The organism is Desertivirga arenae (assembly GCF_017355785.1).
Lineage (GTDB): Bacteria > Bacteroidota > Bacteroidia > Sphingobacteriales > Sphingobacteriaceae > Desertivirga > Desertivirga arenae.
This window is the reverse complement of the sequence record NZ_JAFEWE010000013.1, coordinates 124,273-140,620: the sequence shown is the minus strand read 5'-3', so window position 1 is coordinate 140,620 and position 16,348 is coordinate 124,273. Positions and strand designations below refer to the sequence as shown.

Genomic DNA, 16,348 nt, shown 5'->3' with positions numbered 1-16,348 from the left:
AAAAGCGGCATATGAAAATGTGCCGCTTTTTTATTTAACCAATAATTTAAGCCCCGGATCCGGAAACTATATATCCTTCGAAGAAAAACCTAAAGTGGAACTTCTCTAGAATTTCAAGTTCACAAAAGGTGACTACTAAGGTTTTGCTTACATGATCTGAAGTACTTGTTCCTGAAGTTTTTTTGTATTATAATACAACGATGAAACTGAAACTCCTGACAATCCTGCTAACTATTGCAATACCCGCATTTACGCAATCTTTAAATCAAAAAATAAGCGTAGCCTTCGCAAGCCTGGAGAACGACCCGCAACTTAAGTACGGACAAGCCTCTCTGACTGTTATTAATGCCAAAACTGGTGATATAATTTTCGCTAAAAATGAGAAGACAGGGATGTCTCCCGCGTCCACCTTAAAAACAGTTACATCGGCAACAGCTTTTAATGTTCTTGGCAAAGATTTTAGGTGGGAAACAACTATTGGTTATAATGGAACTATTATTAGCGGAACATTAAAGGGCGATTTGATCATTAAGGGAAGCGGAGACCCTACCCTTGGGAGTAACAGGTATGAGGAGACGAAAGCTGATGTAATCCTGGAAAAGTGGAGCAAGGCAATAAAACAGGCCGGGATAAGAAAAATTGAAGGACGAATTATTGCAGATGACCAGTTATTTGGCACTCAAATTATTCCGCAAGGATGGATATGGCAGGATATAGGAAACTACTACGGTGCAGGAGCAAGCTCAGTGAGCTGGCGTGAGAATGAAATTGGGGTAAACTTTAAAGCTGGCAGTAAACCGGGAAGTCCAAGTAAGCTTACAGGTATGTTTCCTTCCCTACTCGATTTATCGGTTATAAATGAGGTAACAACTGGATCTGCAGGATCAGGCGACAACGTATATGCCTACTCTGCACCTTATACCCACATTGTTTATTTACGCGGTACTTATGGGCTTGATCTTGAAAAAACCATTAAAATTTCCTGTCCTGATCCTGCTTTATCATTAGCTATTGAGTTTAAAAATAAATTATCATCAGCAGGTATTTTAGGGGGGGCCGCTACGACCTGGCGTAAACTAAACGCTGAAAGCATTACTTACCAGCCCATTGAAAAAATTCTGAGTTCTCATTCATCGCCTTCGCTTACCGAAGTTGTGTATTGGTTAAATCAAAAAAGCCTTAACTTGTATGCGGAAAATATTCTAAAAACTATAGCAGTAAAACAAGGCAAACCAGGCACCTTTGACACTGGCACAGAAGAAATTAAAAAATTCTGGCGTGACAAAATTATGCTTGACCCAAATAGTTTAGAGGTATTGGACGGAAGCGGCCTATCGCCGGAAAATAAAGTAACTACAGAAGCCTTAGCACGAATACTTTTATCTGCGAAAAAGGAAAACTGGTTCAATAATTATTACGATAGCTTTCCACTATACAACAATATAAAAATGAAAAGTGGAAGTATTCGCAATGCTTTGTGCTATGCTGGATATCAGACGGCAGCTGAGGGAACCCCTGTAGTATTTAGTATTATTACAAATAATTACAATGGTGGAACTTCGGCTATCAAACAAAAAATCTTTAAAGTGCTGGATGTTCTTAAATAATGAGATTACTAATCAGACTACCCCAATGAAAATACTTCTACTTGCTTTCTATATATTACTTTTTGCAACGCAGGCGATCGGTCAGGGAAAGTCGACCAACCACACCAGTGCGAAAACCAGTTCAAGGTACCTTCCAAATCGTGTGATAGTAAAACTTAAAACATCAGTAGAAAATATTAAGACACTTTCGCAAGATAATGACCTTGGTTTGAAACTTGGAGTTGTTAGTAAGATTGAACAAAAGTTCCCTGCTGGTAAGCTAAAATTAAATGCAGCAGTTTTAAAGAAACAAGAAGAATTTGGGCTTAACAGAATCTACGAACTGGTACTTCCGGGAAACAGGGATATTTGGGATGTTATAACCGACTTAAGAAAAAATGAAAATGTTGAGTACGCTGAACCAGTCTTCATCAACCGTGCTAATTACAGTCCTAATGATACCTACATCAGTTTGCAATCCTACCTAAACCAAATTAAAGCTCCTCTAGCCTGGGATCTTATCAGAAACGATCGAAGAGAAAAAGTTGTGATAGCAATAGTTGATTCAGGTTCAGATACTGAACATGACGATCTTGCCGCAAATATATATTTGAATAATAGTGACCCTGTGAATGGAAAAGATGATGATGGAGATGGTTATATTGATAACTATAAGGGCTGGGACTTTGTAGGTGCGTCAGGTAACAATATTACGGAAGATAATAACCCCAATATTATCAGCTCTAACAGTGACCACGGTCTGCATGTAAGCGGAATAGCTTCAGCTGTAACAGATAATGCTAAGGGGGTTGCAAGCGTTGCTTCTAATTGTGCGAAATTGATGATTCTTAAAACGGCTGCAGATGACAATGGGACAGATATTTTAAGAGGATATGAAGCGGTTAAATATGCTGCGGACCATGGTGCTCAAATCATTAATTGCTCCTGGGGTTCAGAATCTACAAGCTTTTATGGACAGGACATTATAAACTATGCTATTAGCAAAGGCTGCCTTATTGTGGCGGCAGCAGGCAATGAGGGTAGTAATGTTCCTCAGTATCCAGCAGCTTTCTCAGGCGTGCTGGCGGTAGCTAATGTACAATCGAATGATGTTAAAAACTCTTCCAGTAACTATGGGTCATATATTTCGTTGGCTGCCCCGGGAACGGATATCATAAGTACTGTCTTCAATAAAAACTATAATACGAAGACGGGGACATCTATGGCTTCGCCCGTTGTTGCCAGCGCTGCTGCCTTAGTTAAAGCTTACTTCCCCAATTTGTCTATGCAGCAAGTGGGAGAACAAATCAGGGTTACAACAGATAATATCGATCAAACTAACCCTGTATTTGCTGGGCAACTAGGAAAGGGAAGACTAAATGTTTATCGTGCATTAACTGAAAGCCAGCCTTCTATCAAAAAACAAGCGATAAGGTACATGGACAATGCGAGCGGCACTTTTGCAGCAGGAGATACGATAACCCTCTATGTTGACATAAAAAACTTTCTTAATCCTGTAAGTAACCTTACGATTACTTTGAAAAGCAGTGAGGATAACATTATAGTAACAAATGCTGAAGCCACAATTCCTAATTTGGGCACATTGGGAGTGGCTTCTAATATAGGACCCTTCAAATTCTTTATTAAACCTGAAACGCCTGAGAATTACACTGCTCAGCTCCGGCTTGAATACAGTACCCCTAACAAAAGTTATATTGATTTCGAAGGATTTACGGTACAGGTGAACCGGGACTACCTCAACCTTCAAACCTCCACTATTGCAACAACAGTGACCAGCAATGGAAAATTAGGTTTTTTGCAGGCTGGGGGAGAAGAAGGCACTAATGGATTCCAGTATAAGGGGGAACAATTATTATACGAAGCTGGACTGATGATAGGTTCCTCTTCAAAAACAATTTCTAATAATGTTCGTACTACAGAATCATCTACAGATGATGACTTTGTAAGACAGGTCAAAGTTAGCGGAGAGCAAATTGCTGATACCATCAACGCTTCTGCTGCTTTTAACGACAATGGTAATCCAGACCGGCTAAATGTATACGTAAAGCAAAAGTCTTATATTATTTCAAATAATACAACGGATAACTTCCTCATTATAGAGTATGAAGTTTTTAATCAGAATAACATTACCCGGAATAATGTTTACATTGGAATGTTTAATGATTGGGATGTTAACGGTGGGGCAACTAACGCGACTCAGTTCGATACTGATAATAAGATTGCCTATGTATATGATAAAGGCAGTTCAAGCAGTCCCTATGCTGCCGTCAAGCTTTTAAGCAATGCGAATCCTGCTTATTATCCTTTAAGCAACCGCCTTTCCGGAAACCTCTTAGTGAATGACAACTTTACTGATGAGGAAAAGTTCCTTTCTTTGTCAAGTGGTATAGCTGCAACAGAACTTGGAACTACTGGGAGTGGAACTGATGTATCTTTTGTAACAGGATATGGTCCTTTTACTATACCCGCTAACAGTTCCATAAAAGTCGCATTTGCCTATATAGGTGCGGACAATCTTGATCAGGTTTATCAAACTGCCAATGTTGCCCTGTCATCTTATAATTTGATCAGCAGACAGGATAATCCTGAAATTCAAGATATCAGTCTTTATACTTACTATGATTCTGGTGATCACTTACCTTATGTGTCAGTTTCATTGCCGGAACGCTCCGATATCCAACTAGACTTGTATAATATGTTGGGCCAGAAGGTAAATTCAGTAACGAGTGGCTCTTTTGCAAAAGGTAAGTATAATTTCCAGGTATTGAATACGGAGAGCCTGGCCAGCGGCCCTTACTTCTACAAACTTCGAACTAATGGGAGGACTAAAACTTTAAAGACGATTATTATACATTAATAAGCGGTAGTGTTGAAACAAACACGACAACGAGGCTCGTAACTTTCCATCTCTCCTAACAAGATCTTCGATCCACTGGCTACCGTGCGATAAGAAAATGTAGCTGGTGCCCCGCATTGAACACATACTGCATGAACTTTCGTTACATCCTCTGCAATAGCCATAAGAGCTGGCATGGGCCCGAAAGGTTTTCCCTGAAAATCCATGTCAAGACCTGCAACGATTACTCTGATACCTTTTGCTGCCAGTTGTATACATACGTCAGGCAAGCCCTCATCAAAGAACTGAGCTTCGTCAATTCCTACTACTTGTGTATCGGTTCCCAATAATAATATAGAGGAGGAATTTTCTATTGGAGTGGATGGAATTGAATTTGCATTGTGAGAGACAACATCGCTATCATTGTAACGCGTATCGATCCTTGGTTTAAATATTTCAACGTTAAGCTTTGCTATCTGTGCCCGGCGCAGCCGCCTGATAAGCTCTTCAGTTTTACCTGAAAACATCGACCCGCAAATTACCTCAATACTTCCCTTTGGTCCCGAACCGGTCCTGAAATGCAGTTCACTGAATAACATATTAACTCACCCTTTGCTCAGCGCGAATATCAGAATTTTTGCTTGAAGTGACGGCCATTGTTGCTTATTCTACCAAATTTTCTCTAAGTTTGATAGGCATTACCATTATTAATAACACACTTATTTATTCTGTTCATGATACAACAAAAAGAGATTTTTAAGAAAATTGGATCTATAGTAGTCGAGATAAACGAACAGTATCAATATCTTTCTGAAAATCCTGAACAGCTGAATGACCTTGAGCTAGAGCTATTCTCGGCTAATGCCGACTTTCTTTCGGAACATGTTAAGATATTGAGAAGAATCAATAAAGGGGGCGCTCCATTGCCTAAGTCATCCCAATCCTCTGCGATTGAGCCTCCCAAAGTTCTTCAACCGCCACCGTTCCCTGCTTTGGTTACTAATGAGTTTAAACCCCCAGTTGAGCCGGTTGAAAAAAAGGAAGCTGCCACTGAGGTTAAACCTTTACCAACTCTTTTCGAGCCTGTTGATGAACAAATACCGGAACCAATTGAGGAGCTACCGGTAGAGGAGGCAGAAGCTGTAACCCCGCCGGCCCTAGTCGCAGAAGAAATTACACCAGCTCCTGCTACTGAAAATAAAACGCCAGAAATTGTTTTACCGGAGCCTGCTCAAGTAACTGCCATAGTGGAAGAACCGGTGATTAAGGAAGTAGTCATCCCCGAGAAAGTGACAACGATTGATGTTGCAGAAGCACCGACTGCGCCACCAACCTTAAATGATCTGATCTCTGCTCAAAAAGCTCAGTCTATCCAGACCACTCAGTATAGTTCACAACCTGTTACTGACCTAAAAACGGCGATCAGTTTGAACGACAAACTTCTATTTATAAAAGAGCTGTTTAATGGCTATAGCCTTGCCTACAGTGAAGCTATTGAAATATTGAACCGTTTTGAATCGTTTGAAATAGCAGAAACTTTCCTTAAGACAAATTATTCTGCAAAAAATAACTGGCCTGCAAAGCAGGATACTGTAGAGAAGTTTTATGGCATCTTGCAAAGAAGATATTCTAGATAAATCCCATTCTGTTTGAATCCAACCTTAACAGGATAAACAACAGGATGGTAAAACTCCATAGGGATGATCCTCCGTAACTTAAAAACGGTAATGGAATACCAATTACCGGAACAAGACCGATGGTCATTCCTATGTTAATAAAAAAGTGAAAAAATAGAATGGATGCAACCCCGTAGCCGTAAATACGAGAAAAACTAGCCCTTTGGCGTTCAGCAACGTTAACAATACGGATAAGAAGTGTTAAATAAAGCCCAATTACTACAAGGCTGCCGATAAATCCCCATTCCTCTCCTACTGTACAGAAAATAAAGTCGGTACTCTGCTCGGGAACAAAATCATACTTCGTCTGTGTTCCCTGAAGATATCCCTTTCCCCATAATCCACCAGAGCCTATGGCGATCTTAGATTGGTTAAGGTTATATCCCTGTCCCCGCGGATCGTCGATCTTCCCTAGAATAACATCTATACGGTTTCGTTGGTGTGACTGTAAAACGTTCTTATAAGCGAAATCAACGCAGAAAATAAAGGCAATTGAAATAATGACTCCAGAGGCTATCACCGTGATAAGGTTCCTGTTTCGTTTATTGAAATAAATAGCAAGTGCGCCAATGATCAGTAAAGCCGCAATTACGAGGAACTTATTAAACATCAAAGACAAAACAAATAGCGCAATAAAAAGCACACCAATAACCAAAAAGTAACCCGATAAGCCTTCCCTATAAAGTACAAAAACAATAGAGGTAAAGGTTAAAGCTGATCCGGTATCGGGCTGAAGCATAATAAGCCCCATTGGAATTAAAAGGATAATCGAACTAATGATCAGTGTTTTTGAATCATTAAGTTTCAGGTTATTAGTACCTAAATACTTTGCAAGCAGCAAACATGTAGAAAACTTTGCAAATTCAGAGGGTTGTAACCTGAAGCTTCCAATTGGGATCCATGCCTGATTTCCCCCTACGTTTCTACCCACTATCAATACGAGAATCAGCAATAGGAGCGTAAATCCGTAAAAGATAGGCGCGATGGAATTAAAAAACTTACTGTCCATCAATAGAATAAGTGAACCAAGGATTACAGCGCCAAGCAGGAACACAAATTGCTTTCCATAGTTTGTATCCATATCCCAAATACTGGGATTTGCAGGATCATAAACAGCAGCATGAATATTGAACCAACCAATGATACATAAAGCCAGGTAGATCAAAATAATCACCCAATCAACATTAAATAAAAGGCTTCTCTGATCTTTCATGTTATTTACCCTGAATCGGTCTTCCTGTCGTTACTTTAGGTTTAACCTTTGATGTATCTTTCCTGCTTCTACCTCCATCTGCTGCTGGCTTAAGCGGCTTTGCCAAAGGTCTGGCTGGGGTCTTATTTTTCAAGCTATCATTTCCCGCTAATGGTTTGGCTATCCCCGCTTTTCTCGCCGTATCTTTTTTAGCATAGGTAAGATAAATAGCCTTCTTCAGGCTGATGATCTTTTCCTTGTTTTTGATACTATCCTTTTTCAATACCTTCAATGAGTCAAGTAGTTTTGTCCTCTTATCCTGAGGTTTCATTCCCGGCAGCATTGGCAATAGGTTAGCACTCATATAACGTTTCACGTCAATGCCGGAAGGTCTCCGGGTAATACTGTCTTTTAAATACTTTTCGACAACAAAACTGGCAATAGGAGCAGCCCATGAAGCGCCATAACCGGCATTTTCTACGACTACAGCAATTGCAATTTTAGGATTTTCACGTGGAGCGAAACCAACAAATACAGAGTGGTTCTTTCCCCGGGTTTGTACAGTACCTGTCTTACCGCAAAAGGTTACGTCTGGTATCCTTGAAGCAACAGCAGTACCGCTTTCAATAACTTGCTGCATTCCTTCTATTACCGGTTCAAAATATCTGGAATCTACCCCCACCTGGTGCTTAACCTGGAATTCTGGTTTTACTATATTTCTATTACCTATACTCTTAATTAAGTGAGGTGTATAATAATAGCCCCTGTTGGCTATTATACATTCGGCATTGGCCAATTGTAAAGGAGTGGCCAGAAGTTCTCCCTGACCTATCGCTAATGAAATAATTGTGCTGCTACGCCACCTGTTCTTTCCAAAGATCCTGTCATAACGTTCATCCTCAGGTACAAGGCCTCTTTTCTCGTTAGGTAAGTCGATATTTAATCTTTCACCCCAACCAAAGCTATTTATGTGCTTACGCCAGTCGTTAAAAGCATAACGAATGTTCTTGGGGCCGTTTCGATTCATCAACTTGTCGAATACATAACAGAAATATGTATTACAAGACATCTTAATTGCCTTTGTAAGATCCGTGGTTCCATCCACGTGCTCACATCTTACCCAATGGTTACCAGCCCTGTAGCCTCCAGGACAGTGGAAAGTTGTATTAGGTTGAATCAGGCCTTCTTGCAATGCAACCAGTGCATCCATTGGCTTAAAGGAAGAGCCGGGTGGATAGTAAGCCTGGATAGGTCGAATTAAAAGTGGAGTGTAAGGATTTTTGAAAAGGCCGCTCATGTTTTTACCCCGCTGACGACCTACAAGTAAGTTAGGATCATAACCGGGACTACTTACGAAAGCAAGGATCTCTCCTGTTGCTGGTTCAATAGCCACAATACTTCCCACCTTATTTTGCATCAATTTTTCACCCAACTGCTGGATGCGTATGTCTAAAGAGGAAACAAGGCTTTCCCCTGCTACAGCAAGTGTATCATACTTGCCATCAGCAAAGTGACCTTTAGGACGATTGAAAGCATCTACCATCAAGTTCTCTACTCCTCTCTGCCCCCTTAATAACTCTTCATACGCTTTTTCTACCCCAGTTTTTCCTATATAGTCTGAGGGACGATAAAAGCCCCCGGATTTTTCTATTTCAGCATCGTTAACCTCCCCAATGTATCCAAGAAAGTGGCCGGCAAGACTATCCGGATATCTTCGCACAGATCTGTTCTGTACATAAAAGCCCTTGAATTCCTGTAAAGACTCCTGAAAGCTGGCAAAGGTTATTGCTGATATTTGCTTTTCAAAAATGGAAGCCCGGTAAGGTGAATAATTTTTTGCCTTTAAAAACCGCTTATCAAATCCTGCTTTATCCAGGCCAATAAGGCGACAAAATTCCAGGGTATCAAACGCTTCTACTTCATTTGGAATAACCATCAGATCATATACCGGTTCATTTTGAACCAATATTTTCCCGTGCCTGTCTAAGATAACCCCCCGGGCAGGATATATGATCTTTTTACGTAATACGTTATTGCTGGCTGATAAAAAATAACTTTTATCAATTACCTGGATATAAAAAAGTCGTGAAAGTAAGACGAGGGCTATGAATATAAAGATTCCCAGGATTACAAAACGACGTTCAAAAAAACTATTCATTTTTAGCGTTCTTTCTTACGGAAGAAGATAAACTCTGATAACAGGACTAAGACTATTGTAAATATAGAACTTAAAACCACTCGAATTAGTGTATACTTGATATCAGAAAAAGTAAATGTTTCCAGCAAGAACAAGGTGAGATGATGGAATAACGTCAGGATCAGAGTATAAAAGAAGAACCACCGGAATCCCATGATCCCCAGCTTTGGTTCAGGCTCCGTTTCAAGACCCTGGCGTTGCACAGTAAGATTAATAAATATTATCCGCACAAAAGCTAACACACAGGTAGCAGCAGCATTGATCCCCAGGGTGTCGTAGAAAGTATCAATAGTTAAACCTAACAAGAATGACAACACAAATAGAAGGATGTTTGGTGTTTCAAACGGAAGTAGCAGAACAAAAAGGATATATAGAAAAGGCGTAGCCAGGTTGTAATAGCCAATATTTTTCAACAGAAATACCTGTATAAAAACAAGAACAACAAATCGGATTAAATTATTAATAATTATTCTGATCATTTTGCCGGCTGTATTGCTTCTACTTGTTCCTGCTCTGCAGCTAATAAATTATTAACTACATACACATATTGTAAGGTCGAAAAATCGGTACTTAACTGGACTTCTATATTCAGAAAACTTTCTCCTCCTTTTACTCCCGTTCGCCTTACTCTACCTATCGCTATTCCCTTAGGAAAACGGGTAGAATATCCGGAAGTAATAATATGTTGTCCCTTGGTAACTTTTACATGGTTCGGAATATCCTTTAGTAAGGCAACCATGGGATCATAATTCTCTTCTCCCCAGGTTAAAGAACCAAAAGCGTTATTTTCCTTTATGCAGGCACTTATACGTGTGTCACTATGCAATAATGACTGAACCGTAGAATAGTTATCTGAGACGTTTAATACCAGGCCTACAACCCCCGTTGGACTTATTACTCCCATACCTTTCTTAATTCCATGTTTCCGTCCGCGGTTGATCGTAATGGTGTTATCCTTATGATGAATGGAATTGTTTACCACCTCACCCACGATGTAGGAATACTGCTGATGTTGAATGGTATCAACAATTTCTCTTTTTACAATACTGTCGGAATAGAATGCACTCTTCATTTCTCCCCTTAACCTTGCGTTCTCTGCAGCAAGACTATCATTAACCACAGCAAGGTTTAAATAGGATTTCAGATAATTTGTAGTCTCGTAAGCTTTCCCTACGATCTGATTGGAAGAATTCAGCACGCTTGCCCTTTGAAAAGAATTATTCCTAACAAAAAGGACTATTGAGATAGAGAAGAAAATTATGAAAAAGAAAAATGCGTTATACTTACTTAGGAAAAGCCAAAGATTACGCATGTTTTTTAAGGATTGAATGAGTGAATGAGAGGATGAATGAAATAATCCCTTCACTCAGCCTCCCATTCATTCACTGTAATTATTGCATTAAGAATTTATAGCCGTGAATATTTTTAAGAGCGATACCAGTTCCACGAACAACAGCACGCAAAGGATCTTCTGCAACGTGAACAGGCAATTTCGTTTTGGCAGCTACACGCTTATCAAGGCCGCGAAGAAGGGCACCGCCTCCTGTAAGATAAATACCTGTCTGATAAATATCAGCAGACAATTCTGGAGGAGTAATTTCCAGAGCTTTTAATATAGCTTCTTCTATTTTTGAGATCGACTTATCAAGACAATGGGCTATTTCAGTATAGGATACTGTAATTTGCTTTGGAACTCCGGTCATCAAATCCCGTCCCTGTACTGCAAAGTCTGCTGGTGGGTCCTGTAACTCCGGCAGTGCCGCGCCAACTTCAATTTTGATCTTCTCAGCAGTACGCTCACCGATCATGATATTATGCTGGCGGCGAATGTACTGTACAATATCACTATCAAAGTTATCTCCAGCTACACGAATTGACTGATCACAAACGATACCTGAAAGAGCAATAACGGCAATTTCAGTAGTTCCTCCACCAATATCGATGATCATATTTCCCATAGGCTCTTCTACATCAATGCCAATACCTACAGCAGCTGCCATTGGTTCATGGATAAGATAAACTTCTTTTGCACCTGCAATTTCAGCCGAATCCCGTACTGCACGCTTTTCCACCTCAGTAATACCTGAAGGGATGCAAATTACCATACGTAAGGAGGGGAAAAACCAGCCCTTACCTCTGTTAATCATTTTGATCATGCCTCTGATCATATGCTCAGCTGCGTTGAAGTCGGCGATAACACCGTCTTTTAAGGGACGAACTGTGCGTATATTTTCGTGAGTTTTTCCCTCCATTTGCATAGCCTGCCTTCCGATAGCAATTACTTTGTTTGTTGTGCGATCAAAAGCGACAATAGAAGGTTCATCAACTACTACTTTGTCATTATGTATGATAAGGGTATTTGCAGTACCAAGGTCAATTGCGATTTCTTGTGTAAACCAGTTAAATAAACCCATTAAAGAAATGTTAAACGTTTTTAATAAAGGTGCAAACTTACGTATTTTTTTTTGCCTTTAAATTTTGCTTAAACCGAAGTATCAATTTTTTCCAGGCTAATTTCAGGCAGAAGTTATACTGTTTTTCTTACTCTGAGAGGTAAACGTAAATTCAGGCAAAAAGTTATGCCCGTTTATAAACAAGTAACCCTCTTAATTTCAAAATTTAAGAGGGTTAATGCTTCTATTTTTAATGTTTGAAGTGTCGTACTCCTGTTACGACCATTCCTATTCCTTTTTCGTTTGCTTTATCTACCGAAAGCTGATCTTTTATTGATCCTCCAGGTTGAAGCACAACGCTTATTCCGGCATCTGCAGCTATTTCAACACAGTCTGGGAAAGGGAAGAAGGCATCTGAAGCCATTGCAGAACCAGTAACGTCAAATCCAAAAGATTTAGCCTTCTCTAAGGCCTGACGCAACGCGTCAACGCGTGATGTTTGGCCTACACCGCTAGCCAGCAACTGTCCGTCTTTTGCTAATACGATAGTATTTGATTTCGTATGCTTAACAATTTTGTTAGCGAAATACAAGTCTTCAAGCTGTTGGGCAGTTGGCTTTATTTCCGTTACCGGAGTCATTTGCTCCGGGCCTTCAACTGTTGCGTCTTTATCTTGCTCAATAACCCCGTTTAACAAGGTTTTGAACAATCTTTTAGGCAATTCAACTTCTTTTCTCTGAAGCAGAATACGGTTCTTCTTCTCAGTAAGAATTTGTAAGGCCTCTTGCGTAAACGTAGGAGCAATTAAAACTTCAAAGAAAAGACCGTTGATCTCTTTAGCTGTTTCTCCATCTACTTCACGGTTTGTGATAATCACACCACCGAATGCTGAAACCGGATCGCAAGCTAAAGCAACCTTCCAAGCCTCAGTAAGGTTATTTCTGGAGGCTACACCACAGGCATTCGTGTGCTTAAGGATAGCAAAAGTAGGTTCTGTAAACTCATCAATTAAGGCTACCGCGGCATCAACATCTACCAGATTATTGTAAGACAGTTCCTTGCCATTCAACTTTGTGAACATGGCGTCAAGATCTCCGTAAAAATATCCTTTTTGATGTGGGTTCTCTCCGTAACGAAGGGTCTGAGCTATTTGTTCGCTCTGCTTAAAAACGGTTAATGAATCTTCGTGATTGAAATAGTTAAAAATAGCAGTATCATAATGAGAAGAAACATTAAATGCTTTTTTTGCAAAAGCTTTACGTTGCTCAAGGGTAGTACTACCATTACTTTCACTAATGATATCAAGCAAATTCGTATAGTCGCTTTTAGATGCAATTATAACTACATCCTTAAAGTTCTTAGCAGCTGCTCTGATCAGAGAAATTCCTCCAATATCTATTTTCTCGATAATATCTTGTTCTGGAAGACCAGCCTTAACCGTTTCCTCAAAAGGATAAAGATCAACAATTACCAGGTCCAGTTCAGGAATTTCGTACTGCTCTGCCTGAGCAACATCTTCCTGTAATTCTCTTCGGGACAGGATTCCTCCAAAAACTTTCGGATGAAGTGTCTTCACTCTTCCTCCTAAAATCGAAGGGTAACCAGTTAAATCTTCTACAGGTACTACATCACATCCAAGGTCTCTGATAAACTTCTCTGTTCCACCAGTAGAGTAAAATGTTACCCCAAGCTCGTTTAACTTTTGAATAAGAGGTTCCAGGTTGTCTTTGTAATAGACTGAAATTAAAGCGTTTTTTATCTTAACAGGTTGGCTCATTGAGTGAAATTTTGAAGGCGCAAAGATAAGGACTACGATTGAATGATTTTAAGATTATTCGATGATTTTTTCTTTTTTTAACCTTACAGAAAAGCTGTGCATAAAGCGGGAAATGACTGAGCTAAACCACACTTTAAATTAATGAAACTTTAGTAGCGTCAACGCTTGCTTCCTGGCTTCATAACTCTTTTAAATTGCAAGCTCCTATTTCCGAAATTTATAAGGAGGCCAATTTTCATTTTAGAAGCTTCGAGATAATTAATTGCCTGAGCAAGATGGGCATCCTCAAGTTGGATAACCGCTTTCAGTTCCAGCATTATCAACCCTTCTATAAAAAAGTCAACTCTTCTTTTCCCGAGATAAACTCCCTTATAAAATATCTCCATTTCATGCTCTTTACTGAAATTCAGTTTCTGTAAATCCATTTCAACGGCTAAAGCACGTTGGTAAATAGACTCCTGAAAACCGTTTCCTAGCTTCCGATGTACTTCCATAGCACACCCGATAATTTTTCCCGTAAGTTCACTTAGCGGGTATTCTGCATTCATAATTCTTGAGGTCATTAATTGTTCTTATTTAGGTCGTCCTAATATATAGAAGCCTCTCCTTGTAGACAATGACGCAAAGCACTCTCAGCTTATCCCCGATAGTTTTAACAGTAGATGATGCATGGTTGAAACGTAGTAATTATTAAATCATACGAATCATAGTAATCATTGAATCATACGAATCATAGTCCTTATCTTTGCGGCCACATGAAAAGAATTCCCGCTGAGAGAAAGCACATTCAGAACATAACAGTAGTAGACATTGCCGAAGAAGGGAAAGGCGTTGGAAAAGCTGACGAACTAGTCCTTTTTATAGAAAAAGCAGTTCCGGGCGATGTAGTAGACGTTGAACTTCTTCGTAAAAAGAAAAATTTTGCTGAAGCTAAAATTTCTCAGTTAATTACTCCTTCTGAACACCGCACTGAACCTTTTTGTCCGCATTTTGGGATTTGTGGCGGCTGCAAATGGCAGCATATGAATTACAAAGCGCAATTGGTGTACAAACAAAAAAGCGTTGTTAACTCGCTCGAGAGACTTGCCAAAGTGGATACTTCTATCATCGAACCAATCCTGCCCTCTTTTGAGACGCGTTACTACAGAAACAAGCTGGAGTTTACCTTTTCTAACAAGCGCTGGCTGACTGACGGGGATATTCAGGGGGGAGACAATCAGGAGATGAATGCATTGGGTTTTCACGTCCCTCTACGTTTCGATAAAATCCTTAATGTTGAAACCTGTTATCTTCAAAGCAATCCCTCTAATGAAATAAGGAATAGTGTTCGGGAATTCGCATTGAAACACAATATTTCATTTTATGATCTAAGAGCCCACGAGGGAGCACTCCGAAACCTTATTATAAGAACAGCTACAACCGGAGAACTGATGGTAATAGTTGTTTTTGCTTATGCTAATGAAGAGGAAGTTGAAAAAGTGATGGGCTTTGTGAAAGAGCGTTTTCCTCAAATTACTTCTTTATTATATATCCTTAATCAAAAGAAGAACGACACGATCTTTGATCAGGATATCAATGTATATGCGGGCCGCGACTATATCTTCGAAGAGATGGAAGGTCTTACTTTCAAGATCGGTCCTAAATCCTTCTACCAAACCAATTCACTCCAGGCTTATGAATTATATGCAATCACCAGAGCCTTTGCCGGATTTAAAGGAGATGAACTGGTATACGACCTGTACACAGGAGCAGGTACAATTGCAAACTTTGTGGCACGTGGCGTGAAAGAAGTGGTGGGAATTGAATACGTTCCAACCGCTATCGAAGACGCCAAGATTAACTCGGGAATCAATAACATAACAAATACAACATTTTACGCCGGGGATATGAAGGATATCCTTACTGCTGAATTTGTAGAAAAACATGGTAAACCTGATGTAATTATCACCGACCCTCCCAGAGCAGGAATGCACGGGGATGTTGTAGGGCGTTTATTGGAGATTGAAGCACCCAAGATCGTATACGTTAGTTGTAATGCTGCTACTCAAGCACGGGATATTGCTTTATTAAAAGAAAAATATTCTGTGACTAAGATCCGGCCTGTGGATATGTTTCCACACACACAACATGTGGAGAATGTTGTTTTATTAGAGTTAAATCAACAATAGAATTTAGCAGGTAGAGTCAATTACAAACATTCATCTTTAAATAATAGAAACCTTGGAAGGTTAAAATTCCTTTAGGGGATAAAGTTTATGGAACTAAATGAATTATTAAATCAACCTGGGGGCGGTGAAACTCCCAAAAAGGAAAGTCCACTGAAAAGTCTTGAAAAGGACTTGAAGCTTTATAGCGAATCAATAAAAGAAGTTTCAGTTGAGATTATAGTGGAAGGGCTTTCTGCTTACCCAATATTCATTGCGCATCAGCATGAAGTTAAGGTAGGAGAACCTATCCTGGACCATAAAGAATTAAATACAACCTGGTCGATAAATGCCTCGTATCTGGAGGAATTTATTGAGAAGGGAGTGATTCATCCAGAGAAGAAGGAGCGGTTTATTAAGCAATTTAAAAATGCAGAGGACTTTATGTGTCTTTTTGTAATAGTACCGGAAGGCGCTAATTTTGTATTCTTCCCGTACAAATAAATCATTTTGTAATTCATTTCAA

Annotated in this window: 13 protein-coding genes; 5 read left to right on the top strand and 8 right to left on the bottom strand. The window is 39.7% G+C overall.

Translation table 11 applies throughout. The features are described from left to right. The first annotated feature begins 200 nt into the window (after positions 1–200). Together dacB and J4N24_RS20115 are read left to right on the top strand one after the other, a co-directional pair. Positions 201–1,607: a D-alanyl-D-alanine carboxypeptidase/D-alanyl-D-alanine endopeptidase gene (gene dacB / locus J4N24_RS20120; protein ID WP_207535525.1), complete on the top strand. Its 1,407-nt coding sequence runs from the start codon at positions 201–203 to the stop codon at positions 1,605–1,607. 25 nt (positions 1,608–1,632) lie between these two features. Further along, entirely contained in the window at positions 1,633–4,464 is a 2,832-nt protein-coding gene (locus J4N24_RS20115) for a S8 family serine peptidase (protein ID WP_207535524.1), read from the top strand. Here J4N24_RS20115 and J4N24_RS20110 read toward each other — a convergent pair. Further along, positions 4,461–5,042, bottom strand: coding sequence for a thymidine kinase (locus tag J4N24_RS20110; protein ID WP_207535523.1), 582 nt, complete (start codon positions 5,040–5,042; stop codon positions 4,461–4,463). The two genes, J4N24_RS20115 and J4N24_RS20110, sit on opposite strands and share 4 nt — an antisense overlap. 135 nt (positions 5,043–5,177) lie before the next feature. Here J4N24_RS20110 and J4N24_RS20105 point away from each other — a divergent pair, with 135 nt between their 5' ends. Next, on the top strand, positions 5,178–6,080 hold the full coding sequence (locus tag J4N24_RS20105) for a DUF8457 domain-containing protein (protein ID WP_207535522.1): 903 nt from the start codon (positions 5,178–5,180) through the stop codon (positions 6,078–6,080). Here the strand turns inward: J4N24_RS20105 and rodA are convergent. From rodA to J4N24_RS20070, 7 genes are all read right to left on the bottom strand, one after another. Continuing rightward, on the bottom strand, positions 6,073–7,332 hold the full coding sequence (gene rodA / locus J4N24_RS20100) for a rod shape-determining protein RodA (RefSeq protein ID WP_207535521.1): 1,260 nt from the start codon (positions 7,330–7,332) through the stop codon (positions 6,073–6,075). The genes J4N24_RS20105 and rodA overlap by 8 nt on opposite strands. A gap of 1 nt (position 7,333) precedes the next feature. Next, positions 7,334–9,469 (bottom strand): penicillin-binding protein 2, encoded by a 2,136-nt coding sequence (mrdA, locus tag J4N24_RS20095; protein ID WP_207535520.1) that lies wholly within the window; start codon positions 9,467–9,469, stop codon positions 7,334–7,336. Positions 9,470–9,471: 2 nt separating this feature from the next. Next, positions 9,472–9,987, bottom strand: coding sequence for a rod shape-determining protein MreD (locus J4N24_RS20090; RefSeq protein ID WP_207535519.1), 516 nt, complete (start codon positions 9,985–9,987; stop codon positions 9,472–9,474). Continuing rightward, entirely contained in the window at positions 9,984–10,820 is an 837-nt protein-coding gene (mreC, locus tag J4N24_RS20085; RefSeq protein WP_207535518.1) for a rod shape-determining protein MreC, read from the bottom strand. The genes J4N24_RS20090 and mreC overlap by 4 nt, the downstream gene beginning before the upstream one ends. A gap of 79 nt (positions 10,821–10,899) precedes the next feature. Next, entirely contained in the window at positions 10,900–11,922 is a 1,023-nt protein-coding gene (locus J4N24_RS20080; RefSeq protein WP_207535517.1) for a rod shape-determining protein, read from the bottom strand. A gap of 229 nt (positions 11,923–12,151) precedes the next feature. Continuing rightward, positions 12,152–13,678 (bottom strand): bifunctional phosphoribosylaminoimidazolecarboxamide formyltransferase/IMP cyclohydrolase, encoded by a 1,527-nt coding sequence (purH, locus tag J4N24_RS20075; protein ID WP_207535516.1) that lies wholly within the window; start codon positions 13,676–13,678, stop codon positions 12,152–12,154. 158 nt (positions 13,679–13,836) lie between these two features. Further along, complete coding sequence (locus tag J4N24_RS20070; RefSeq protein WP_242691748.1) at positions 13,837–14,241, bottom strand: GxxExxY protein; 405 nt, start codon at positions 14,239–14,241, stop codon at positions 13,837–13,839. A 192-nt stretch (positions 14,242–14,433) separates the two neighbouring features. Between J4N24_RS20070 and rlmD the strand changes: the two genes are divergently transcribed. Beyond that, complete coding sequence (gene rlmD, locus J4N24_RS20065) at positions 14,434–15,846, top strand: 23S rRNA (uracil(1939)-C(5))-methyltransferase RlmD (RefSeq protein ID WP_207535515.1); 1,413 nt, start codon at positions 14,434–14,436, stop codon at positions 15,844–15,846. An 87-nt stretch (positions 15,847–15,933) separates the two neighbouring features. Beyond that, positions 15,934–16,326, top strand: coding sequence for a hypothetical protein (locus J4N24_RS20060; RefSeq protein WP_207535514.1), 393 nt, complete (start codon positions 15,934–15,936; stop codon positions 16,324–16,326). Positions 16,327–16,348 lie beyond the last annotated feature (22 nt).

Excerpts from the sequence above, each read along its gene's own strand:
- J4N24_RS20110 (WP_207535523.1), bottom strand. The coding sequence starts at position 5,042 with ATGTTATTCAGTGAACTGCATTTCAGGACCGGTTCGGGACCAAAGGGA.
- J4N24_RS20105 (WP_207535522.1), top strand. The coding sequence starts at position 5,178 with ATGATACAACAAAAAGAGATTTTTAAGAAAATTGGATCTATAGTAGTC.
- J4N24_RS20115 (WP_207535524.1), top strand. The coding sequence starts at position 1,633 with ATGAAAATACTTCTACTTGCTTTCTATATATTACTTTTTGCAACGCAG.
- purH (WP_207535516.1), bottom strand. The coding sequence starts at position 13,678 with ATGAGCCAACCTGTTAAGATAAAAAACGCTTTAATTTCAGTCTATTAC.
- rodA (WP_207535521.1), bottom strand. The coding sequence starts at position 7,332 with ATGAAAGATCAGAGAAGCCTTTTATTTAATGTTGATTGGGTGATTATT.
- J4N24_RS20060 (WP_207535514.1), top strand. The coding sequence starts at position 15,934 with ATGGAACTAAATGAATTATTAAATCAACCTGGGGGCGGTGAAACTCCC.
- mrdA (WP_207535520.1), bottom strand. The coding sequence starts at position 9,469 with ATGAATAGTTTTTTTGAACGTCGTTTTGTAATCCTGGGAATCTTTATA.
- J4N24_RS20090 (WP_207535519.1), bottom strand. The coding sequence starts at position 9,987 with ATGATCAGAATAATTATTAATAATTTAATCCGATTTGTTGTTCTTGTT.
- J4N24_RS20080 (WP_207535517.1), bottom strand. The coding sequence starts at position 11,922 with ATGGGTTTATTTAACTGGTTTACACAAGAAATCGCAATTGACCTTGGT.
- dacB (WP_207535525.1), top strand. The coding sequence starts at position 201 with ATGAAACTGAAACTCCTGACAATCCTGCTAACTATTGCAATACCCGCA.
- J4N24_RS20070 (WP_242691748.1), bottom strand. The coding sequence starts at position 14,241 with ATGACCTCAAGAATTATGAATGCAGAATACCCGCTAAGTGAACTTACG.
- mreC (WP_207535518.1), bottom strand. The coding sequence starts at position 10,820 with ATGCGTAATCTTTGGCTTTTCCTAAGTAAGTATAACGCATTTTTCTTT.
- rlmD (WP_207535515.1), top strand. The coding sequence starts at position 14,434 with ATGAAAAGAATTCCCGCTGAGAGAAAGCACATTCAGAACATAACAGTA.